The organism is Paenibacillus sp. J31P190, assembly GCF_059692075.1.
In genome coordinates this window covers 1-23,256 of record NZ_JCAUAS010000038.1, presented here as the reverse complement: position 1 = coordinate 23,256, position 23,256 = coordinate 1, and the positions used below count along the sequence as shown (strand labels likewise).

Sequence of the window (23,256 nt, the reverse complement as noted above, 5' to 3'; positions counted from 1 at the left end):
GGAGGATGACTTTAGCTACAATGAGAGCAAAGCGTCATTTTAACATTACGAAGACTGGAAGGTGCCCTCATGGAAGCGGATAAAAAGAAGCTGGCCTTAAATATAGTAAGTTCCAAAGTGAACCATAAAGGATTCGGTGCCGGAGCAATCGACCTAAGCAACGTATCTGGTGTCATTATTGACGGGGATGAAGCCTATCTAGACGAAGGTACACTTCATGCCAAAAGTAAGATCGAAAAGGGTATCAAATTCTCAACGAACAAAGAAGATGTGCCGAACGGCCGTAAAGCTTGGATCATTTGGGTGGCAGTAGACCGTACCGAAGAAGGAGCCTACTACGCTGGAATGACGGCGTGCGAAATGTTGATTGACACAGAAGCTCGCAGAGGGTGGAAAATTCTAGCCGAGCACGTGAACAAGATGGATGCTGCAATGAAGCGTAAATTCATCTTCGACGGCTTGGATGACAAGGAGCGGGCGCTGCTCAAAAATCAGCTGATCGCGCACAATGAGGAATGGTGGAATCGCTCGGATCAAGCATTGAAAGATGCGCTTTCCTAAGCGATCAAACGTGCAAATCGAGATTATGAACATTATGTGTCATCCATTGTTACGTTTGGGTGAACCGAGTATACTAGACCCTAGTGTATGTTACCTCATATACTAGGACAGCAAGAAGGCAGACTAAGACGCGCTTAGTTCTGCCTTTTTGTGTTCCCTGAAAACAGGCGGATCAGTCGTTCCACCAGCGTTTAATATCATTCCACCAAGAGCCGTTTTGACCTTTGGGGGTGCTCTTTGGATCATCGTTCGAAGCTGGCTTCGCGGGTTTGCCTGTGCAGAATGTTGTCGGCTCCGTGCCGACCAGGAAAGCCTCCATGTGTGAGTTCGGACAGTCCTCATTGGACAGCTTGCCGCTTACCGGATCAATATAGACACTGGTTACCCCTTCGGGAATCGGGAACAGCTTCGGCGGTATCGCCTCTAAGGTTTGTTCCGTGAATTCCGCAAAAATGGGAGAAGCCAAATGAGACTCTACCGTGGAAATGTCCCTACTCTTATCATAGCCAACCCATACGGCGGTTGCGAGCTCTGGTGTGAAGCCGACCAACCATGCATCAGTGTCGGTTGTACCGGTTTTGCCGGCTATCGGACGCTTAATCGTACTGGCTACGCGGTTGCCGGTGCCGCCCTCTTCGAACACGCTCTCCATCAGATTCGTCATCACATAAGCGACGGCCGGATCAAGCACAGGCTCCGCTTTCGGTGCCGCTTCATATAAAATTTGACCATTCGCATCCTCTATACGCACGATCGCCGTCGTCTCCTGATGAACGCCTTGATTCGCAATTGTACCGAAGGCTGACGCCATTTCGAGAGGGCTTACTGGGAAGGACCCCAGTGCCAGCGACGGCAGCGGCTTCATCGGAGATGCAATGCCCAGCTTGCGGGCCAGATCGATCACCTTCGCAGGACCGACATCCAGAATCGTATGTACCGCATAAATGTTATCCGACTTCGAGATCGCCTGCCGCATATCAATATTTGCATTGGCATACTGATCGTTAAAGTTTCTGGGTGTGTATCGTTGACGGCCTTCATCGTAGGTGAACACCGTCGGTTCACTTTTTACCTGCGTTACAGGTGTATAGCCATTTTGGAGAGCGACCATATAAACAATGGGTTTAAAAGAGGACCCCGGCTGTCGTGTATTCGAGAGTGCACGGTTGAACTGATTCTCGGAATAGTCGCGACCGCCGACCATCGCTTTGATTTCTCCTGTCCTTGGGTCAATTGCCACCAGGGCGGCTTGAAGGTCTGTTTTACCCGTGAGTTGCTTGGTGATCACACTCTCAGCGATCTGTTGTGCATTTTTATCGAGCGTCGTGTAAATGCGAATGCCGCCTTCATCAAACTGCTCCTCGGGTATGCCCAGCTTATCCGTTGCCAGTGCTCGTACATAATCTCGGAAATAGGGGGCTGCGGCTGGCTTCTTCTTCGTAAGCGGCTGAATCGTCAGCTTCTCTTTGCCTGCGGCGTCAGCGGCGCTTTGTGTAATGAAGCCGCTGCGCACCATCGTCTGCAGCACCACTTTTTGCCGATCCATCGCATTCTTCAGATCATAATACGGTGAGTAGTAGCGTGGCCCTTTAGGGACACCGGCGATCATCGCGCTTTCCGCCAACGTTAATTCACTGGCATGCTTGCCGAAGAAAAGCTCGGAAGCCGTTTCAATCCCATACGTTGAATGACCGTAATAAATCTGATTCAAATAATTCGCTAGAATTTCATCCTTCGTCAGCTGCATTTCCATTTGCACAGCGAACACAGTTTCTTTGATTTTACGCGACCAAGTCCGATCATGATTTAAATATAAATTCCGAGCTAATTGCTGAGTGATCGTTCCTGCACCTTGCACCTTAGCCATGGCTTGTACATTGACAACAGCTGCCCTTGCTACTGCTTTCACATCTACGCCGAAATGATCATAGAAATGCTGATCCTCCACAGCGAGCGTAGCTTTAATGAGATAAGGCGATATTTCGTTCAATGAGACGACCTGTCGATTTTGACCCGAATAAAAGGTGTCGATCAGTTCGCCGTGTGTATCATACATTTGGGAGGTTTGCAGCATTTTGGTGACGGGCAGTGTTTGAGCACGCAAATAGACGAGAAAGCCAGCGGCCACGATAAGGAGCAGAACGCAGGAAGTGAATAGGAATGAGAACATTTTCTTGATACGACGCATCCAGCGCATAGACGCAGGTACCTCTTTATCCCTAGGTGCTTGTGGTGAGCCTGTGGATGGCTGACGATGGTTCTCGTTCTCGGACATCTCTTCTTACCTCCTTTCTTCATGCTCTAAGGCATTACTATCCAGTATGGAAAAGCATGGCAGTCCGTATTCAACGAATTGTAAATATTTTTTATTAAATGTCCAAAAACCCTAGGAAAATATTGCATTTTGGGGGTAATGAACTATAATACAATTTGTGCGTATGGACGGATTGGAAATTACAGTACCCCTTCGCATGACTTTTCCAACTGGTGGAACACTGTTAGAGACAATGAATGTCAGGATTTATTCATCCCAATATAGCAGCGAAAGAAGGTATAAACATGGAACTGTGGTACACAGAGAAACAAACCGATAGCTTCGGCATTACAGCAAAAGTAAAAGAGACATACGTGAGAGAACAAACGGATTTCCAAGACCTTTCGATGATCGAAACCGAAGAATGGGGAACAATGCTTACCCTGGACGGAATGGTTATGACAACAGTCAGAGACGAATTCGTCTATCATGAAATGGTTGCGCACCCTGCGCTTGTTACCCACCCGAACCCAGAGAACGTGCTTGTAGTAGGCGGCGGCGACGGCGGAGTAATTCGTGAAATCATGAAGCACCCGAAAGTGAAAAAGGCTGTTCTTGTTGATATCGACGGTAAAGTGATCGAGTACTCCAAAAAGTACCTGCCAACCATTGCCGGCGAGCTGGATAACCCACGTGTAGAAGTTATTGTTAACGATGGCTACATGCACATTCACGATCACAAAAATACCTACGATGTTATCATGGTCGATTCCACTGAACCTGTTGGTCCAGCTGTAGAGCTGTTCTCCAAAGGCTTCTACCAAGGTATCTTTGATGCGTTAAAAGAAGACGGGATCTTCGTTGCACAAACAGATAACCCTTGGTTCAAAGCAGACCTGATCCAAACGGTTAACCGGGATGTTAAAGAGATCTTCCCAATCGTACGTGTGTACAGTGCGAACATTCCTACGTACCCAAGCGGTCTCTGGACCTTCACAATGGGCAGCAAGAAGCATGATCCACTGCAAGTTGAGGAAGCAGCAATCCCAGAATTCCCAACGAAGTACTACACACCGCGCCTGCATAGAGCGGCGTTTGTACTGCCTAAATTTGTTGAAGATTTGATTAAATAATGAAACTGAACCGCTGGTTGTTTCTGTGATTGTCACGGGAACGCTGGCGGTTTTTGTTTTGGCTACTGTTAATGACGCGTCCTCCTCCGCTGTCAACTGTCAAACGTCGATAACCCGTTGTCTGAATTCCCGACGCTCCCTCTCTGCTCTCCGCCCCTGCCACTCGACGATAACCCAGCTATGTACGCTGATCTCCCGTAATACATTGAATTTAGCGAACCTTTCATATAAACTAATAGCTAACTTGCCTTATCTGACATAAGGTGCAAACAGGTACTGCAGAATAGGAGAATGACGGACCATGACGGCTAAGCAACGCGTGCGGATCCGAATTGAAAGTCGAAGCGGGAGCGAGACAACCGTGCAGAAAGCGCGAGGGGATCTTTATCGTAAAGGCAATCACACGTACATCCGCTATGAAGAAGAGCCGAACGAGCTTGGACGAACAGTGACGCTCATTAAGCTGGAAGACAATCAGATACGAATCGTCCGCCAAGGGGACGTGCAAGCAGAGCAAACATTTCTGCTCGGCGAGAAGAGGATTGGCTTTTATCAAACACCTCAAGGTAGATTGGAACTCGAAATCGAGACACATGAGCTGACCTCGGAAGCCGTACATGGCATCGGTATCACAAGGTGGAGCTATGATTTATATGCATCAGGCACTCATGCGGGAACATACAGGATCAAGTTGTTAATTCAGGAGGAGTAAGACGAATGGATGTACTAAACGAAGTAAAAGCCGTAGTTAAACAAGCCATTATAGAAGCAGTTACAGCTGCAGGTATCGTGGACGCGGCGCAAATACCGGAGATTATTCTAGAGGTCCCGAAAGAGAAGACGCACGGGGATTTCGCAACGAATGTCGCGATGCAGTTGACCCGAATTGCTAAGCAGAACCCAAGACAAATTGCCGAGCAAATTATCGCTAACCTGCAAAAGGGTAAAGCCAATATCGCAGAAGCGGAAATTGCGGGGCCGGGTTTTATCAATTTTAAAATGAACAAAGTGTACCTTTACCCGGTTATTGAAAATGTTCAAAAAATGGGTGATCGGTACGGTGCGACGAACGTCGGTCAAGGACTTAAAGTGCAAGTGGAATTCGTAAGCGCGAATCCAACGGGTTCTCTGCATTTAGGACATGCTCGTGGAGCGGCAGTGGGGGACGTGCTGTGCAACGTACTTGATCTGGCGGGATACGACGTATCCCGAGAGTACTACATCAATGATGCCGGCAACCAAGTGGTCAATTTGGCCAAATCAATCGAAGCCCGCTATCTGCAGGCGCTCGGACAAGAAGCGGAGATGCCGGAAGACGGTTACTTCGGTGAAGATATCAAAGGCTTTGCCGCGGATCTTGCTGCGGAAGAGGGCGATCGCCTTCTTAGCTTGCCAGAAGATGAGCGCCGTGCCTATTTCCGTACCTATGGGCTCAAAAAAGAACTCGACAAAATCAAACGCGATTTGGGTCGCTTTGGTGTTCATTTCGACAACTGGTTCTCCGAGACGTCAATTTATGAAGATAACCTCATTCCACCCGTACTCCAAGAGCTGCGGGATAATGGACACATATACGAAGAAGAGGGCGCGACTTGGTTAAATACAACACCACTGGGTGACGACAAGAATCGCGTACTGATTAAGAATGACGGCTCCTTTACTTACCTTACACCGGATATTGCCTACCACCGCAATAAATTTGGGCGCGGCTTTGAGCGTTTGATTAATATTTGGGGCGCGGATCATCATGGCTACATTCCACGGATGAAAGCGGCTATGACGGCGCTTGGTTTTGAATCGGATCGCCTCGTTGTGTTAATTGCCCAAATGGTGAGTCTTTTCCAAAATGGTGAAAAGGTCAAGATGTCCAAACGGACTGGCAAAGCAGTCACGATGGAGGATCTCATGGACGAAGTCGGTGTAGACCCGATTCGTTATTTCTTCGCGATGCGCAGCATGGACTCGCATTTGGACTTTGACATGGATTTGGCGGTTTCTCAGTCCAATGAGAACCCTGTGTTCTATGTGCAGTACGCACATGCGCGGATTTGCAGCATCTTCCGTCAGGCGGAAGAGCAGAACATCCAGGTGCTGCCGCTTGCGCAGGTAGACCTTAGCCAGCTTACGTCGGAAGCTGAGTTCGACTTGCTGCGCAAGATGGGCGAGCTTCCGGAGGAAATCGCCATTGCGGCTGATCAATATGCGCCGCATCGGCTCATCCGCTATGTCTATGAACTGGCAAGCCAGTTCCATAGCTATTACAGAGGCCACTATGTCATCACGGATGACGCGGCTTTGACCCAGGCACGCCTCGCCTTGCTCGGCGCGCTTCGCATTACCTTAGCCAACACGCTTCGCGTAGTCGGCGTATCCGCACCAGAGAGGATGTAGCATCTGCTCCACAAACCGAAGGGACGATCCCCATGTCTACTCAGACATGAGTGATCGTCCCTTTTTTTGTTTATACCAAAAGTATAAGTCTGGTGGACTTAACAAACGTTTCCCACCACGATGACGATTTTGGCTTTTGTTAGGACCCTTATTCCTGGCATGCGAATGGGATTGTTGTATAACGTACAACAAATTCCCTTGTATTTCGCTCCAAGCAAAGAAATGTTGTATTCCGTGCAACAAAATAGCTGGCATTTCATCCAAAGTGGCCATTTTTGGACGAAAATGTTGTATTTTGTGCAATATTCGCGTGAATACAGCAGATTAAAATGGCTAAAGTTGTATTTTTTACAACTTTTACACCAATCGGTCTCAGCCCTGTCGCGCCGCCCGGATCGCGCGCCGAGCGTTCAAATGCCCGGGCTTCCAGCGCGTGGTGCTCTCTCGCTTGTTAATACCAATCGCGCAGCGCCGCAGCGCACTTTTAATCTGCGGCGGCGACATCGGCTTGATCGATAACATCAAGGCGATGACGCCGCTGACATGGGCAGTGGCCATCGAAGTGCCACTTAGCTCGTTGTATTTGCCGTTAAGCCAGGACGAGTAGACCCGCTCGCCTGGTGCGTAGATATCGATTTGCTTCCCGCGGTTGCTGAAGGGAGCGATTTTACCTAACCGGGTTGTGGCTCCAACGGAGACGACCTGGGGGAAACGGGCGGGGTAATCGACCGATTTCTTTTTGCCGTCATTGCCGGACGAAGCCACGATGACTTTACCTCTATAAAACGCGTTCATGACAGCTTGCTCGAGAGAACGGTTGTATGATTTCATACCGAAGCTCATATTGATAATATCGAGGTCGTTATGAACACACCAATCGATGCCTGCAATAATGTCTGAGACATAGGCGCTTCCAGCATGGTCAAATGCTTTTACCGGATGAACAATGGCTCTAGGAGCTACACCGACAATCCCTGAATGGCGGCCAGCTGCCGCGATGGTTCCAGCGATATGTGTGCCATGTCCATTGTCATCATAGGGCAGCATGCTGCGGTTTAATAAATTGATGCCCCGTGATATCGAATTGCGTAAGTCAGGATGATTGTAGTCGATTCCGGTATCGATGACCCCGATCCGAATATTCTGACCTACCGATTTGTTCCAGACCTCAGGCGCGCCTACTTGATCGATGCCCCATGGTATCGTGTGAGAGCCCGATAAATTGCTTGATCGTTTGGAGGTAATTTTGTTGCCCATCGCGTGGTGAACGGTTATTTTGGTATCCTCTACGATGTTCGGCACACCGGAGATACCTCTGAGCTTAGTATCGGGACGAAGCGTGCAGGAGAAGGCGTGAATGATACTTAGATCGCGGACCTTGGAGAGGTTTACGAACTGAGACTTCATTCTTTTCAATGCTGATTTGCATGCGTAGTAGTCCTTAGCCGATGAGAAATGGATGATATGCTTCTTGCCAGAATGCTTGGTGAGACCGATTTCCTCATGAAGCAAATGAAGAAAGGTGGCTATATCCATCGTGCCATCCCCCCATGACAGCTTAGAATCGAATCTCCCCTATCTTATGTACAGGTCACCCTGTATGACCGTGTTCTCGCCTTTATAGAAATAAATGGGTGCGAAGCCGTGTCAGATGCGTAGGTTTTACATAGGATAAATAGAGAGGCGCGGGCAGGAGTGTCTCTTTCTCAGGTAGTGGAAACGGCCGTGATTCAATCACACCGCTTCCTTAGGATACAGTCGCAAGCGGAGGGGGACCTTCGCTTGTATTCATTTCAGGGGAACGCTTTCTTCCCTGCGAAGGGGTGTAAAGGGCATCTGCTCGAAAGGTTTCTAAGTTGAAACGAAAGTATAAATTTTATACGCATGATCCGCCTAAATTTGACAAACACGCTCGTCCTCAGGACGACGAAAATAGTTTATCCTTAGGGATAGTTGCATTTTTAGAAAAAATAGGTTTTACTTAATGAAGATATTGGATAAGGTAGATAGAAGAACTGAAGATGACGATCACGATCGAAAAGGATGTGCCTTAGATGAGTAGCGAATACACACTCAAAATCACCACAGAGCAAGCACGCGAAATGCCCATGGTGGATTTGGCGTTTGAATTACTGAAGTCGGCGAATACGCCGTTTTACTATCGTGACCTGATGGCTGAAATTGCTAAAATAAAAGGGCTGTCCGAGCAGCATGTTATGCAAGTGATTGCCCAACTATATACGGAAATCAACATCGATGGACGTTTTGCTTGCGTGGGTACGAACCTATGGGGTTTGAAACGCTGGTATCCTGTCGAGAAATCAGACGATGCGGTTGGAAACGCGAAGCGTCCAAGAATCATTAACGACGAAGATGACGATCTGGATGAAGACATCTACGCTGAAGAAGAAGATACATACGCAGAAGAAGATGAGTACGATACATTTGGTACCGAAACCGAAGAGGAAGAGGCGGAAGAGGATACTGAATTCTTCGAAGATGAAGAGATCGAAGAGGATCTTGGTGAAGCGGGTATTGAAGAAACAGACGAAGATAGTGAAGATGATTTAGATGAGGATTCCGATGAGGAAGACGAGGAAGACGATTTGGATGAAGAGGCTGAAGACGGCAAATAACTTGTCTTGACAGCCCCTATCTGTTCAGAGTAAACTATTGCATGGGCTTTAAAAGAATCTTAACATGTCGCTCAAGCGTTCAAAAAGTGCCCCGTCACTACGGGTGTCACTTTTTTTGTTTTTTTTAGTGTTTTTTTTGTGTTTTTTCACTTTATTTTCATGAAAACCCTCATTTAGCAGAAGCTAATGCTTACAAAGTCATTCTTCTGGCAAAAGATATTTCAAAACCATACTAAAACTCTAGGAGGCGTACATAGTGACAAAATACATTTTCGTTACGGGAGGCGTAGTTTCATCCCTTGGCAAAGGAATTACAGCAGCGTCCTTAGGGAGATTGCTCAAAAACAGAGGTTTGAAAGTTACTATTCAAAAATTTGACCCGTACATTAACGTGGATCCGGGAACTATGAGTCCTTACCAGCACGGTGAAGTGTTCGTAACCGACGATGGGGCAGAAACGGATTTGGACTTAGGTCATTATGAGCGTTTTATTGATATTAACCTTTCCAAAAGTTCCAACGTAACCTCAGGTAAAGTATACTCCTCCGTCATTACCAAAGAGCGCAGAGGCGAATATCTGGGCGGCACGGTACAAGTAATCCCGCACATTACGAATGAAATCAAAGAGCGTGTGATTCGCGCTGGTCGTGAAGCTGGGTCCGATGTCGTAATTACCGAAATTGGTGGTACGGTAGGAGATATCGAAAGCTTGCCTTTCCTAGAAGCCATACGTCAAATGAAAAATGATATCGGCCGCGAGAATGTCATGTATATTCACGTTACGCTGATTCCTTATATTAAAGCAGCTGGTGAAGTGAAGACGAAACCTACACAGCACAGTGTAAAAGAACTGCGCGGGCTGGGCATTCAACCTCACGTTATCGTTTGCCGTACGGAACATTCCCTAACCGAAGATATGAAGCGTAAGTTAGCTTTATTCTGTGATATCGATCCTGCAGCTGTCATCGAGTGTAAGGATGCAGAAACCTTGTACGAAGTTCCGATGATGCTTCGCGAGCAAGGGCTTGACGATTATGTTGTTAATCACCTGAAACTACGTACGAACGAGCCAGATATGAAGGAATGGGAAAGCCTTGTTCGTAAAGTTAAATCATTGACGAAGAAGACCGAAATAGCGATCGTAGGGAAATACGTTGCACTGCATGACGCTTACCTAAGTATTGTAGAAGCACTAGGTCATGCCGGCATCGATAATGACTCCGAAATTGATATCCGTTGGGTAAATGCAGAAGATATTTTTGAGCATAACGTCCATCAGCTTCTTTCCGGTGTTCAAGGTATTCTTGTACCTGGCGGATTTGGTGATCGCGGTATTGAAGGTAAAGTGGAAGCGATCCGATATGCCCGTGAAAAGGAGATTCCATTCTTTGGGATTTGCTTAGGTATGCAGGTTGCTGTTATTGAATATGCGCGTTCCGTTACAGGCTTGGATGGCGCGAACAGCTCTGAGATTAATCCTACAACGGCTTATCCAGTCATCGATCTACTGCCAGAGCAGAAGGATATCGAGAATTTAGGCGGTACAATGCGTCTAGGCTTATATCCTTGCAAGGTTGTTCCGGGCTCTCTTGCTGAGCAGTGTTATAATGATGAGCTGATCTATGAGAGACATCGTCACCGGTATGAATTTAACAATGAATACCGCGAATTGATTGAATCTGCTGGTTTGCGCATTTCCGGTACGTCACCGGACGGTCGATTGGTTGAGATGGTCGAGCTTCCAGGTCACCCTTGGTTCCTTGCTGTTCAATTCCATCCGGAATTTACATCGCGTCCGAATCGTCCGCAGCCGCTTTTCCGTGAATTCGTGAAAGCCGCTCAGCTCATCGCCCGTTAATTCTTGCTTTATACGGTTGTCCCTCCAGATAACCAACTTATTTGTAAAACTTTTCAATTAGTTTTTTCCCTCAGAAGGAAATCGAAAATGAATAGCGAATAACTTTAGAAACATAAACAGGGAGTTTGTTATTCGTTTTCGGGAGGGAAATAGGCTGATGAAGAAAAAGGTATTGATTGTCGACGATCAAAATGGAATTCGCGTACTACTCATGGAGGTATTCAGTAACGAAGGGTACGATACCTATCAGGCTTCGAATGGCAAATTGGCCTTGGAAATCGTGAAAAACTCTTCGCCTGATCTTATACTACTGGATATGAAAATTCCTGGTATGGACGGTCTGGATATTTTGAAACATGTTAAAGCCATTGATGTATCGATCAAAGTCATTATGATGACAGCTTATGGCGAGCTCGATATGATTAAAGAAGCAACGGATTTGGGTGCGATTATGCACTTTACGAAGCCTTTTGATATTGATGAATTGCGTATGGCGGTTAATATGCAGCTTAATAATGAATCAAGCAGCGGTTTTGCAGTGGGATCCTAGTCATAGGGTCTTTTTTGTTTCTGAAAAAACGAGGGCTTGGTTATCATTTGAAAAGTTATGTGCTATAATAACTCAGGTATGACAAAGAGCGGTATGCGCATCTACTATAGGTTCTAGGAGGAAGAGAAACATGGCATTGGTTTCAATGAATGAATTTTTACCTAAAGCAAAAGCGAACAAATTCGCGGTGGGTCAATTTAATATGAACAACCTTGAATTCGCTCAAGCGATTGTGGAAGCTGCAATCGAATTAAAATCCCCGTTCATTTATGGTGTTAGCGAAGGCGCACTAAAATATATGGGTATTGAGTTTACAGTAGCAATTGCTGAAGCTGCAGCTAAAAAATCCGGTCTGCCGATTGCTCTACACTTAGATCATGGCAGTTCCTTTGAAGTAGCAATGAAATGTATCCGTGCGGGATTCAGCTCCGTTATGTTCGATGGTTCCCACTATTCTTTCGAAGAAAACATTCGTTTGACGAAAGAAGTTGTAAAAGCAGCTCGTGCAATGGGCGTATCCGTTGAGGGTGAGCTTGGAACAATTGGCGGCGTTGAGGACGACATCTCTGTTGATGAAGAGCACGCTAACCTTGCAAAACCAGAAGAAGCTATCCGTTTCTACGAAGAAACAGGTGTTGACTGTCTGGCTATCGCTGTAGGTACTGCACATGGTATGTACGCAGGCGAGCCTAACATTCACTTTGATATTATCGAAGCGGTTTCCAAAGCGATTCCAGTTCCTGTTGTTCTTCACGGTGGATCTGGCGTTCCTGACGAAATGATTCGTAAATCTATCGCGGCAGGCGTTGGCAAAATCAACGTTAACACAGAGAACCAAGTGGCTTGTACAGAGAATATCCGCGCAGCTCTGAACAAAGATGCTAAAATTTATGATCCTCGTAAATATCTCACCCCGGCTCGTAATGCTATGATCGAAGTAGTAAAATCCAAAATTCAATTGTTCGGAAGCAGCAACCAAGCTTAATTCCAATTGTATAGACAGGGTAGGAAATGCAGTAAGGCACAGACGGAGGATAGACGAAAGAATGTCGTCCGTCTGTGTCATTACGAGCGTTTCCTTCTTCTATTTTTTTGTGCTTATGTTCTCCGAGAGAACCGTGGCTGTTTTAGTTTGTAAATGGTCGCTTTTTTGTATGGATTTATAAGTAAATATTAATTTTATATGCTCGTTCGCTTGATTTTTGACGATCGCTAGTCTTAAAGGGCGAGGTGGAGTCGAATATCTTTGGTAAAGTTTGTGTGCGCTTAGGTTGTATTTGGTTGCTTTGATTTACTACTTAGTAAGTAGGCACCTGGTTTAGGGGGAGAATCATGTTGGAAAAATTAATGGTGGTCGGGGGACGTCCACTACGGGGAACAGTTCAAATTAGCGGGGCTAAGAATAGTGCGGTTGCACTCATTCCAGCCGCTGTACTTGCTGAAACATCGGTTACTTTGGATAATCTGCCTCATCTGAGTGATGTGGCTATATATACAGAAATTTTGACGGATTTAGGGGCTACCATTGACTGGAACGAAGATCGGATGACGATCGACCCAAGTCGGATGAAATCACTTCCTATGCCGAATGGCAAAGTAAAGAAGCTTAGAGCATCCTACTATTTAATGGGAGCGCTGCTCGGAAGATTTGGAGAGGCGACGATTGGTCTGCCGGGTGGCTGTAACTTCGAACCACGTCCGATTGATTTGCATATTAAAGGTTTTGAAGCTTTAGGTGCTGAGGTAAGCAATGAGAATGGCGCCTTAAAGATACGCGCCAAAGAACTGCGCGGTGCCAAAATATACTTAGATATGGCGAGTGTTGGAGCGACGATTAACATCATGCTGGCTGCCTCTCGCGCTAAAGGCGTTACGATTATCGAAAATGCGGCCAAAGAGCCTGAAATCATAGATGTGGCAACACTTTTAAACTCAATGGGTGCCAAAATTAAGGGCGCTGGAACAGAGACTATTCGTATCGAAGGCGTAACTGAGATGCATGGTTGCCGCCATTCCATTATTCCTGACCGTATTCAAGCAGGTACGTACATGATTGCTGCAGCGGCTACACGCGGCGATGTGACCGTCGACAATGTCATTCCTAAACATATGGAGGCTCTGACGGCAAAGCTTCAGGAAATGGGCGTACATATCTACGAAATGGATGAGTCCATTCGTGTTGTCGGTCAGCCTGAATACGAAAGTGTTGATGTGAAAGCTTTAATTTACCCAGGGTTTGCGACGGATCTACAGTCTCCAATGGCAAGCTTACTTTGCCAAGCTAAAGGAGTTAGTATATTAACGGACCACGTTTATAGTAATCGTTTCAAGCATATTCCTGAGCTAGTGCGTATGGGAGCAAAGATGAAGGTCGAAGGGCGCTCAGCCATTATTGAGGGCTCACAGCTCAGTTCCGCCAAAGTGAGAGCAACGGATTTGAGAGCAGGAGCTTCTCTTGTGCTTGCGGGCCTTAGCGTAAGAACAGGTGGCATCACAGAAGTATCCGGGGTTGAGTTTATTGATCGTGGTTATGAGAACTTGGTATTTAACTTATCTTCACTGGGTGCCGAGGTTTGGCGTGAGAGTGAGGAATAAAGTACCAAGTAACAGGCAATGCTAGAATCCAATTGAAAATTTAATAGTTTGGTGGTTGAAACATGAGCATGCAGCTTGCTGAGCTTGAAGTACTCAAGCTTACTGAATTATATAAACTAGCTAAGAAACATCAGATCCAATACTACGGTACGCTGAAGAAAAAAGAACTCATCTTTGCAATTTTACGTGCACAAGCTGCTGAGAGTGGTCTAATGTTCATGCAGGGTGTTCTTGAGATCCTTCAGGAAGGCTTTGGATTCTTGCGTCCAATTAATTACCTTCCAAGCTCAGAGGACATTTATATTTCCGCTTCCCAGATTCGCAAATTTGATTTGCGGTCCGGGGACATTGTATCGGGCAAATGTCGCCCGCCCAAAGAGAATGAGCGCTATTTCGGGCTTCTTCAAGTTGAAGCGGTGAATGGAGAGAAGCCGGAAACGGCAGCGGAACGACTTCATTTCCCTGCATTGACGCCTCTTTATCCAGACACGCGGATTACACTCGAAACAGAGCCTAACAAGATTTCCATGCGTATTATGGATTTACTTGCCCCTGTTGGGTTAGGCCAACGCGGTCTGATAGTAGCACCTCCTAAAGCTGGGAAAACATTGCTGCTGAAAGAAATTGCGAATAGCATTTCCACGAATTATCCAGAAATTGAACTTTTCGTTCTGCTTATCGATGAGCGACCGGAGGAAGTTACCGATATGCAGCGTTCCGTCAAAGGCGAAGTAGTTGCTTCTACCTTCGATGAGCTTCCAGAAAATCATATTAAAGTCGCTGAGCTAGTTCTAGAGCGTGCGATGCGTCTAGTTGAACATAAGAAAGATGTTGTTATTCTCATGGACAGTATTACGCGGTTGGCTAGAGCCTATAACCTTGTGGTTCCTGCTTCTGGCCGGACATTAACGGGTGGTATAGACCCTGCTGCCTTTCATCGGCCTAAACGTTTCTTCGGGGCCGCCCGTAATATTGAAGAAGGCGGCAGCTTAACAATTCTTGCTACTGCACTCGTAGAAACAGGCTCGCGTATGGATGACGTCATTTATGAAGAGTTTAAAGGTACAGGTAATCTAGAGCTTCATCTGGATCGTAAAATGGCTGAACGCCGTATCTTCCCTGCGATTGATATTCGTAAGTCGGGCACTCGCCGCGAAGAAGCACTTCTGGGTAAAGATGAACTCGAGAAGGTATGGGCGCTTCGCAGAGGGATGAATGATTCGCATGAATATACAGAATCCTTCATTAAGAAGCTTGCCGATACGAAGACGAATCAAGAGTTTTTGGACTCTTTGGCTTCCCCTTCAGCGGGATCTACAGGTGTTAACAAAGGTAAAGTCAAAAATTCAGCTTCTTAAGCTTCAAATAATAATCTGCTTCGTATCAATCATGACAAACACGGTCGTCCTTAAGGACGACTTATGTCGTTTATCCGTGACGAACAAAGAGGAGTACCGTTATGAACTTGGTTTATTCAGATTCACAAGGAAACGTTTTTGATCATCCTGATTTCTTGGCACTTGGTCGAAACGCTGAAATGATAACAGAAATTTTGGAAGAAGAGTTAATTCCTCTGCCTGAGGGATCAACATTGGTCAGTCTTCCGTTTACACGTCCGGTAGGCATTGATGCCGCAACAGGTGATATGAAGCTGGTTGAGGGAGATTATCACGCTGTTGGAGCCTTACTGCCGCAAGGCTTTACTAGGCTCCTGCTCCCTGGCTATGTGAAATCAGACAAGTCTAAGGCGCTGCCCTTGTTCGGATATACGGCTGTCGTGTGGAAAGATGACGGTTTCTATGTTGCCGCTCGATTGACAGATAATCCTTATTATTGGAATCCGGTTCATTGTGACCCAACTGAGCTTGAGGTAGAGGTCAAACGATTGGTTGCTAAGTACCCGGACAATCGGTTATATGCGCATTTGTCCAACTGTGCACTGGGTTATGAATGTTTGACAGCCTCGAATACGTTCCTTCAACGATGGGAGGGTGCCGTTCCGGTCTCCTATTCCTGCAACGCAGGATGCTTCGGCTGTATTTCGGAGCAACCAGATGAGAGTGGCTTCGTAGCGCCTCAGACTCGTATGAACTTCAAGCCTAAGGTCGAAGAGATCACTCAGATCATGCTTGAGCATCTGCGGACGCCTGAGAGTATTATCTCCTTCGGACAGGGCTGTGAAGGGGAACCTAGCACGCAGGCTGTGATTATAATCGATGCTATCAAGCAAGTGCGTGAGCAAACGAAGATGGGCTATATTAACATCAACACTAATGCAGGGCTCACGGATCATATCCGCGGCATTGTTGATGCTGGGCTTGATCTCATGCGGGTTAGTACGATTAGCGCGCTGGATGATCATTACAACGCCTACTATAAGCCAAGAGCTTACACGCTCAAGAATGTTGAGAAGTCTCTCCGCTACGCCACGGATAAAGGAGTTATAACTTCGATCAACTATCTCGTATTTCCAGGTGTAACCGATCGTGAAGAAGAGATCGAAGCGATGATCGAATTCGTACGAAGAACCGGATTGAAATTGATTCAATTGCGCAACCTGAATATTGATCCCGAGAGTTACCTTGGCATTATCCCCAAAGCAAAAGGTGAACTGCTTGGGATGAAGCAAATGATTGAGATTTTCGAACAAGAACTTCCCGATGTGGTGCTGGGTTCCTACTCGCATACACCAAAGTTCTATACGAGTGATCGAACGGTCACTACAGTGCTCTAAAAGGAAGTCATCGACAGTCTTTTTCCATTGCATCAAGACTTCCGAATATGATACAATGCATAAGTACGTCCATTAACTCTGTTTCAGCAAATGATTCAGGGCGGAAAGAGGTGAACCATCATGAAAGCAGGTATTCATCCTACTTATCATGCAACCACAGTGACTTGCGCTTGTGGTAACGTGTTCGAAACGGGTTCTATTAAGCAAAATCTTCGTGTTGAGATTTGCTCTAATTGCCATCCTTTCTACACAGGTAAACAAAAGTTTATCGATGTAGGCGGCCGTGTCGACAAGTTCAAAAAGAAATACGGAATCTAATTGGCATCAATTACTTTGCTGCCAATCAGCATAAGACAACCTCCCTTGGTCATCCTAAGCTTAGGCTTAGAGTCCAATGGGAGGTGTTTTTATGTTTAGGGGTCTGCTTAGATTTACGGTTGCCGGCCTGCTCATCACAAGCTTAGTTGGCTGTGGAATTAGTTCAGGTAACAAGAACCCACTGTCCGAGGATCCGAATTATAAAGCACAACATTACAAGCAAGACGGGTACCTAGGGCTTACCAGTGTCAATCCGAACGACCCGCTTAATCCTACGTATCATCACTACGAGGATGATTCGAACTTAATGAAGGCAGTGCTTTCACAGCTGCAAGGTATTGAGAAAACCAATATCTCCATTAACGGACCGACCGCTAAGGTGAAAATAAAACCAAGACCATCTTTGACAGCTGCGCAAGTGGAGGAGCTTCGCTCACAAGCTCAAATGGCGCTGAACACCAACATGCCGCGCTACAATGTAATCGTAAAAATGGTTCCTTAACAGGTAGATTTTGCCCTCGGTTGCTATTTGTAATTGAATCAGCTATACTAATTTTACCGTGCTAGATGGGGAGGTAGCGGTGCCCTGTAACTCGCAATCCGCTGTAGCGAGGTTGAATTCCTGTTAGCGGTACTGTGATGTGAGGTCTGGCTTTTACACGTGGTGTTGAGAGTCGGGTCCTTCGCAATGAATGCTCATGAACCCGGTCAGGTCTGGAAGGAAGCAGCCGTAAGTGAGATGTTTCATGTGCCGAGGGGTTGCCTGATTTGAGCCAACGGTAAGAGTTCGCTTGTATCACTTTATCAATAACAGGTGCACGGTTTTAATAATTATATGTGAACTTTCATAATGACACCTAACAAAACGCCAGTATCTATGGCGTTTTTTCTTTTTTTCAAGGGAAGGAAAAATCTTACTCTAGAGAGAATGGTTATAACATGTAGATTCATGTAAACGTTTGCGCATTTTGCGATTGAATAGAGAGAAAGTGAAGGTGTTGCTGAAATGTCCATTCATGACCCTCAAGATTACATGGTATCCATCGATGAAATGAGGAAGCTATTCAACCATAGCATACAAACGGGGATGCTCGTTGTTGATGAGGATGGCAAGATCATTTTAGCAACAGATCAAGTTTTGAAATACTCGGGCTATTCAGCTGAGGAAATTACGCATATCTCATTCCCTCAACTTTTTAAAGTGAGGGCATCTTTGCGTGAGCTGTACGAATTTTACTTTAAGAACGATTCCAGTCCAGGGGAGTGGCCCCATGGATTCCTAGTAGGCAAGAATGGTGAAACGATGTTTTATCAGTTCTCGATGCTGAAGCTTATGCGCGGCGAGAAGTATATGTATCTCTTGACCATGAAGCATCAGGATAGCTCGCAGTTAAGCTTGCTGCAGAGATTCTCGGACGCTTTTTTGAAAGATATTAATTTGGGTGTTTTATTGATTAGTGTGAATTTTACGCTTGTTGATGTCAGTGATCGAGCATGTCAGATTCTAGGAATGGATCGGGAGCATATTCTTAATAAGTCGTTAGATGAGATCTTTGCTACCATTCCCAGCCAGCATAAGCTTGTCCAACGAACGATTTTGAATGGTGCTGTAGTCCGCAATCATGCGGTTTCTTGGACGAATAATGAAGAGCGGTTTGAGCTGCTGTTGGATTCGAATGTGCTCAAAGATAATCAAGGTAACATTGTAGGGGCTTATGTCATCTTCAAAGATGTCACGAATATGCGTTCGTTGGAAGAAATGGTTCAAAGAAGTGACAGGCTTGCAATGATCGGGCAAATTGCTGCTGGCACAGCTCATGAAATTCGGAATCCACTAACTTCAATTAAGGGGTTTCTTCAGGTGCTTCGGCGCACTTTTGAAGTGAAAGGGATGGAGAGAGAGCAGAGTTTCACGGTAGTCATGCTGGAGGAAATCAATCGAATCAACGAGTTGGTAAATGAATTTCTGCTGCTGAGTAAGCCGAAGCATGTTTCCTATGAGAGGATCGATGTGACTGAAGTGCTGCGAGGGATTTTGCCTATTATCAATAATGAAGCTATCTTGTACGATGTGAATCTCCAATATGAGGCCTCGTATCATTTGCCGGAAGTGATTGCGGATAAAGAGCTGCTCAAGCAGGTATTCTTAAATGTTTGTAAAAATGGCATCGAAGCTATGTCGGATGGAGGGGTTTTAACGATTTCAGAGAAAGTAGACACGGTGGAACGAAATGTCTGCATTGACATTCATGACACAGGTACTGGCATACCAATGTTCGTGATTGACAAAATTTTTGATCCATTCTTCACAACCAAGGACACGGGTACCGGATTAGGTCTTTCGGTGTGCCAACGAATTATTCACGATATGGGGGGGACGATACGAGTTTCCTCCAAGGGCTTTGGAACGACGTTTACGATATCGATTCCTTATACTTGATCATCTATTTCATCCCTAGGTGCGTTATAGTATAATGGATTCAGTCATTCCATGCAGGGATTATTGGAGAGGAACACTATGGCACATATCGCTCTGTACCGAACGTGGAGGTCTCAGACGTTTCGTGAAGTTGTCGGTCAGAAACATATCACGCAGACGCTGCAGAATTCTTTGCGAGAAAATCGCCTTACTCATGCTTATTTGTTCAACGGACCTCGAGGAACAGGTAAGACTAGTACGGCCAAAATATTAGCCAAGGCAATCAATTGCTTAAATGGTCCGTCGGAAGAGCCGTGTAACGCTTGTTCAGCATGTGAACGAATCACCGAAGGTGCTGTTATGGACGTTGTCGAAATCGATGCTGCCTCCAATCGCGGTGTAGAAGAGATTCGGGATATTCGTGATAAAGTGAAGTATGCCCCTACAGAAGTAAGGCAGAAGGTGTACATCATCGATGAAGTGCACATGCTCACGACCGAAGCCTTTAATGCCCTTTTGAAGACGCTAGAGGAGCCTCCGGCGCATGTCATGTTTATTTTGGCAACAACGGAACCGCATAAAATACCGGCGACGATTATTTCCCGCTGTCAACGCTTTGATTTTCGGAGAGTTTCGATGGAAGATCAGGTTCAGCGGCTGCAGTATATTTGCGATCAGGAGCAGATCTCGGTTAGCGAGGAAGCTCTCCATTATATAGCGAGACTATCGGATGGAGGGATGCGGGATGCGCTCAGCCTGCTGGATCAGGCCGCTTCCTTTGCGACTGGTGAAGTTCAGCTCTCAGACATTTTGTCTATCACCGGCGGTGTAGCTTCCGATCAATTCAAGAAGCTCGTTCTTTACATCAAAGAAAAGAATCTTGGAGCCGCGCTCGAGCTCATCGATACTTTCATGCAGGAAGGCAAGAGCGCTGACAAATGTATTGAGAATTTGATTAATTACTTCCGTGATTTACTCATGGTTCGCATGGTACCTAATTCACCTGTGATTAGTGAACGTGTTTTTGATATGGGTGAACTAAGGGAAGTAGCGAGTCACTTCTCACCGAGTGAAATGATGGCTATGATTGAGACGTTGAATCATTACCAAAGCGAAATGAAATACTCTGTACAGCCTCAGACCCTGTTAGAAATAGCGATTATGAAAATTAGCGGTGGTCACAGAGGAGCAGAGAGCAGTTCGACTGTCAATATCGCGGCGGAAGCTGGAGGGCGTCTGCCTCAAGGTGATCTTTTAGCCCAAATGACCCAGAAACTTCAACAACTTGAAGAACAGATAGCTTCACTGGTAAAATCGGGAGTAACGGGTGCAGCAGCCGATCCCAATGCGAGGCAAGCCGCCTCGGCCAAAGCGCCGGTGGCCTCAGCTCCTTCGAAGAAGTCGGGCATCAAGCTGGATGGTTACTTGAAAGCCGCGGAGAGTGCAGAAACCAAAGCTGCTCTCATGAAGTGGAGTCAAGTGCTAGGCGATGTCAAAGAAAAGAAGATTACCGTACATGCTTGGTTCGTTAATGGTGATCTGGTGTCTATGCTTGATGATGTCGTACTCGTTGCTTTCAAGAATGAGATGCATCGCAATACAACGGAAAAGCCAGAAAACAAGGTCATTATCGAGCAAGTGCTAACTACGGTGCTTGGCAAACCTATGCGTTTACTTACGATTATGCGCAAAGAATGGGACGACGCTAAGAATGATGCGGCTAGCAGCGCTCCAGAAGTAATGGAGCTTGTCGCTGATGGCGATGGCAACGGAACAGCTGTCAAAGAAGAATGGATTTCGGAAGCGATCCAATTATTTGGCGAAGAGCTAGTGACAATTAAAGAAGACTAAATATGAAGGAGCTACCTACGATGAATAACATGAACCAAATGATGAAACAAGTAAAGAAAATGCAAGAACAAATGATGAAAGCTCAAGAAGAACTAGGTACCAAAATGATTGAAGGTACAGCAGGCGGCGGTGTCGTTACTGTTATTATTAACGGACACAAAAAAGTGCAAAGCATTACAATTAAGCCCGAAGCTGTTGATCCGGAAGATGTTGAAATGCTGCAAGATCTCGTGCTTACGGCAGTAAACGATGCAATGTCCAAAGCAGAAGAAATTGCTAACAAAGATATGGGCAAATTCACAGGCGGTATGAATATTCCTGGATTGTTCTAAGACAACCAAGTGTAACGATTCTGATTAATGAAGGAGTCTTCCTTTGTATTACCCCGAACCGATAGCCAAGTTAATCGATGCTTTCTCCCGTCTGCCTGGGGTAGGCCCCAAAACGGCAGGCCGCCTGGCTTTTCACGTCCTACGTATGAAAGAAGAAGAAGTGATTGACTTCGCGAAGGCGCTCGTCAATGTGAAACGGAACCTTCACTACTGCTCCGTCTGTTGTAACATTACAGATGTGGATCCCTGCCGTATCTGCCAAGATAAGAGTAGGGACAGCTCCGTTATATGTGTCGTACAAGAGCCTAAGGATTTGGTCGCTTTGGAACGCACCAAAGAATTCGAAGGGTATTATCACGTGCTGCATGGCGCGATTTCCCCGATGGAGGGAATTGGACCGGATCAAATTCATATCGCTGAATTACTCAAACGTTTGGGTGATGAAACGGTGCAGGAATTGATTTTAGCTACCAATCCCAATATTGAGGGAGAAGCTACAGCTATGTACTTGTCCAGATTAATCAAGCCATTCGGTCTCCGAGTTACGCGTATCGCGCATGGGCTGCCAGTGGGCGGAGATTTGGAGTATGCCGATGAGGTGACTCTGACCAAAGCCATGGAAGGGCGCAGGGAATTATAAATAAGCTGCATCATAATCAGGGAGCTGCAAAGCTCTCTTTTTTGCTGCCCAAAAAAGTATCTTGAAGTTCTAAAATCACCTTTTCTCCCATATGGATAAATCAATCCGGTTATATGAGGAATGGAGGTTTGCTTGTGCGACCAGCTTTATTAGGAAAGTACGGGATGAAGAGCCCAAATACGAAAAGCGCTCAAGAAGAACTGAAAAAGGACAAGCAGATGCTGATCCAAGAGATACGTACAGCCCATGAAACTTGGGTTGCTGCTCAAGCACACTTTGAGTTTGCTTTGGACAAGGATCAAATTGATTATGCCATCTATGCGATGGAAGCTGCAGAAAAAAGATTTGAAATGCTTATCAAACAAGCCAAAAAGCTAGGTGTAAGTCTAATTGACAGTGACCGGTTAATGGAGGTGAAGTAGGTGTATCTTAAATATGTCATATGGGGGGTACTCATACTCTCATCTCTTATGCTAGTGTTCCTGATATTTCGCAGTCGCGGCGGAGGGAGGGTATTATCCGCACTGGGGTTGAATGTTGTTGTTGCAGCATTTCTCTTATATACGTTGAACTTATTGAGTACGTATACACAATTTGAACTCCCTATAAATACAGTCACTCTAGGGACGGTTACTGTACTAGGGATTCCCGGGGTCTTACTTCTAGTAGGCTTAAAACTGGCTTTGATCTAGATGGAAAATCATTCAAGCAAATCATGTGTTGACTCGGTCGCAGCATCTGTGGTATCTTATAAAAGTTGCCGCTGAGACATGCGGGGATAAAGAAGTAACTTAAGAAAAACAAGTTGCAAATGAATTGTTAGTGTGTTATATTGATCTTCCGGCTTTCGAAAGAAAGTAGGACGAACAGTACAATTGATCTTTGAAAACTGAACAACGAGTGAGTAAGCACGAACGAGAAATCGTTCAAAAAAGAGATTGCAAAATCTCGCTAGCAACGCAAATGAGCAATTAAGCTTTCAAA

General features: G+C 45.8%; 21 protein-coding genes and 1 other RNA gene. 20 read left to right on the top strand and 2 right to left on the bottom strand.

Features of this window, described 5'->3' with window-relative positions; genetic code table 11:
- Positions 1-69: 69 nt before the first annotated feature.
- Positions 70-561: a YwhD family protein gene (locus AC58U0_RS34625; protein WP_057304467.1), complete on the top strand. Its 492-nt coding sequence runs from the start codon at positions 70-72 to the stop codon at positions 559-561.
- Positions 562-733: 172 nt separating this feature from the next.
- Here AC58U0_RS34625 and AC58U0_RS34620 read toward each other — a convergent pair whose 3' ends face one another.
- Entirely contained in the window at positions 734-2,836 is a 2,103-nt protein-coding gene (locus AC58U0_RS34620; RefSeq protein WP_497383244.1) for a transglycosylase domain-containing protein, read from the bottom strand.
- A gap of 284 nt (positions 2,837-3,120) precedes the next feature.
- Between AC58U0_RS34620 and speE the strand changes: the two genes are divergently transcribed.
- The 3 genes from speE to argS all read left to right on the top strand — a co-directional run bounded on the left by speE (position 3,121) and on the right by argS (position 6,339).
- Complete coding sequence (gene speE / locus AC58U0_RS34615; RefSeq protein WP_307437700.1) at positions 3,121-3,948, top strand: polyamine aminopropyltransferase; 828 nt, start codon at positions 3,121-3,123, stop codon at positions 3,946-3,948.
- Between the two features lie 301 nt (positions 3,949-4,249).
- Positions 4,250-4,660: a YwiB family protein gene (locus AC58U0_RS34610; RefSeq protein WP_497383243.1), complete on the top strand. Its 411-nt coding sequence runs from the start codon at positions 4,250-4,252 to the stop codon at positions 4,658-4,660.
- Between the two features lie 5 nt (positions 4,661-4,665).
- On the top strand, positions 4,666-6,339 hold the full coding sequence (argS, locus tag AC58U0_RS34605; protein WP_497383242.1) for an arginine--tRNA ligase: 1,674 nt from the start codon (positions 4,666-4,668) through the stop codon (positions 6,337-6,339).
- A 372-nt stretch (positions 6,340-6,711) separates the two neighbouring features.
- Here argS and AC58U0_RS34600 read toward each other — a convergent pair whose 3' ends face one another.
- A complete protein-coding gene (locus AC58U0_RS34600) occupies positions 6,712-7,875 on the bottom strand; it encodes a S8 family peptidase (RefSeq protein WP_497383241.1) in 1,164 nt (387 codons plus the stop codon).
- Positions 7,876-8,393: 518 nt separating this feature from the next.
- Between AC58U0_RS34600 and rpoE the strand changes: the two genes are divergently transcribed.
- From rpoE to AC58U0_RS34520, 16 genes are all read left to right on the top strand, one after another.
- Positions 8,394-8,975, top strand: coding sequence for a DNA-directed RNA polymerase subunit delta (gene rpoE, locus AC58U0_RS34595; protein ID WP_057304463.1), 582 nt, complete (start codon positions 8,394-8,396; stop codon positions 8,973-8,975).
- Positions 8,976-9,231: 256 nt separating this feature from the next.
- Entirely contained in the window at positions 9,232-10,833 is a 1,602-nt protein-coding gene (gene pyrG, locus AC58U0_RS34590; RefSeq protein WP_497383239.1) for a CTP synthase, read from the top strand.
- A 157-nt stretch (positions 10,834-10,990) separates the two neighbouring features.
- Positions 10,991-11,383 (top strand): response regulator, encoded by a 393-nt coding sequence (locus AC58U0_RS34585; RefSeq protein WP_057304461.1) that lies wholly within the window; start codon positions 10,991-10,993, stop codon positions 11,381-11,383.
- Positions 11,384-11,513: 130 nt separating this feature from the next.
- Positions 11,514-12,368 (top strand): class II fructose-1,6-bisphosphate aldolase, encoded by an 855-nt coding sequence (gene fba, locus AC58U0_RS34580; RefSeq protein ID WP_056831204.1) that lies wholly within the window; start codon positions 11,514-11,516, stop codon positions 12,366-12,368.
- A 350-nt stretch (positions 12,369-12,718) separates the two neighbouring features.
- Complete coding sequence (gene murA, locus AC58U0_RS34575) at positions 12,719-13,978, top strand: UDP-N-acetylglucosamine 1-carboxyvinyltransferase (RefSeq protein ID WP_057304515.1); 1,260 nt, start codon at positions 12,719-12,721, stop codon at positions 13,976-13,978.
- Between the two features lie 62 nt (positions 13,979-14,040).
- On the top strand, positions 14,041-15,336 hold the full coding sequence (gene rho, locus AC58U0_RS34570; protein WP_060647390.1) for a transcription termination factor Rho: 1,296 nt from the start codon (positions 14,041-14,043) through the stop codon (positions 15,334-15,336).
- Between the two features lie 101 nt (positions 15,337-15,437).
- Positions 15,438-16,712: a radical SAM family protein gene (locus tag AC58U0_RS34565; protein ID WP_497383238.1), complete on the top strand. Its 1,275-nt coding sequence runs from the start codon at positions 15,438-15,440 to the stop codon at positions 16,710-16,712.
- 120 nt (positions 16,713-16,832) lie between these two features.
- A complete protein-coding gene (gene rpmE / locus AC58U0_RS34560) occupies positions 16,833-17,030 on the top strand; it encodes a 50S ribosomal protein L31 (protein ID WP_029197218.1) in 198 nt (65 codons plus the stop codon).
- 91 nt (positions 17,031-17,121) lie between these two features.
- Entirely contained in the window at positions 17,122-17,532 is a 411-nt protein-coding gene (locus AC58U0_RS34555; protein WP_497383237.1) for a hypothetical protein, read from the top strand.
- Between the two features lie 56 nt (positions 17,533-17,588).
- Positions 17,589-17,852, top strand: an RNA gene (gene ffs / locus AC58U0_RS34550) — signal recognition particle sRNA large type.
- Between the two features lie 184 nt (positions 17,853-18,036).
- Entirely contained in the window at positions 18,037-19,470 is a 1,434-nt protein-coding gene (locus AC58U0_RS34545) for an ATP-binding protein (protein ID WP_497383236.1), read from the top strand.
- Positions 19,471-19,548: 78 nt separating this feature from the next.
- Positions 19,549-21,300 (top strand): DNA polymerase III subunit gamma/tau, encoded by a 1,752-nt coding sequence (gene dnaX / locus AC58U0_RS34540; RefSeq protein ID WP_497383235.1) that lies wholly within the window; start codon positions 19,549-19,551, stop codon positions 21,298-21,300.
- A 20-nt stretch (positions 21,301-21,320) separates the two neighbouring features.
- Complete coding sequence (locus AC58U0_RS34535) at positions 21,321-21,632, top strand: YbaB/EbfC family nucleoid-associated protein (protein ID WP_057304513.1); 312 nt, start codon at positions 21,321-21,323, stop codon at positions 21,630-21,632.
- Between the two features lie 43 nt (positions 21,633-21,675).
- The gene (gene recR / locus AC58U0_RS34530; RefSeq protein WP_497383234.1) at positions 21,676-22,272 is read left to right on the top strand and encodes a recombination mediator RecR; all 597 of its coding nucleotides are present in this window, start codon (positions 21,676-21,678) and stop codon (positions 22,270-22,272) included.
- A gap of 134 nt (positions 22,273-22,406) precedes the next feature.
- Positions 22,407-22,694, top strand: a complete 288-nt coding sequence (locus AC58U0_RS34525) for a DUF2508 family protein (protein ID WP_235549288.1) — start codon at positions 22,407-22,409, stop codon at positions 22,692-22,694.
- 48 nt (positions 22,695-22,742) lie between these two features.
- Positions 22,743-22,964 (top strand): pro-sigmaK processing inhibitor BofA family protein, encoded by a 222-nt coding sequence (locus tag AC58U0_RS34520; RefSeq protein WP_497383273.1) that lies wholly within the window; start codon positions 22,743-22,745, stop codon positions 22,962-22,964.
- Positions 22,965-23,256 lie beyond the last annotated feature (292 nt).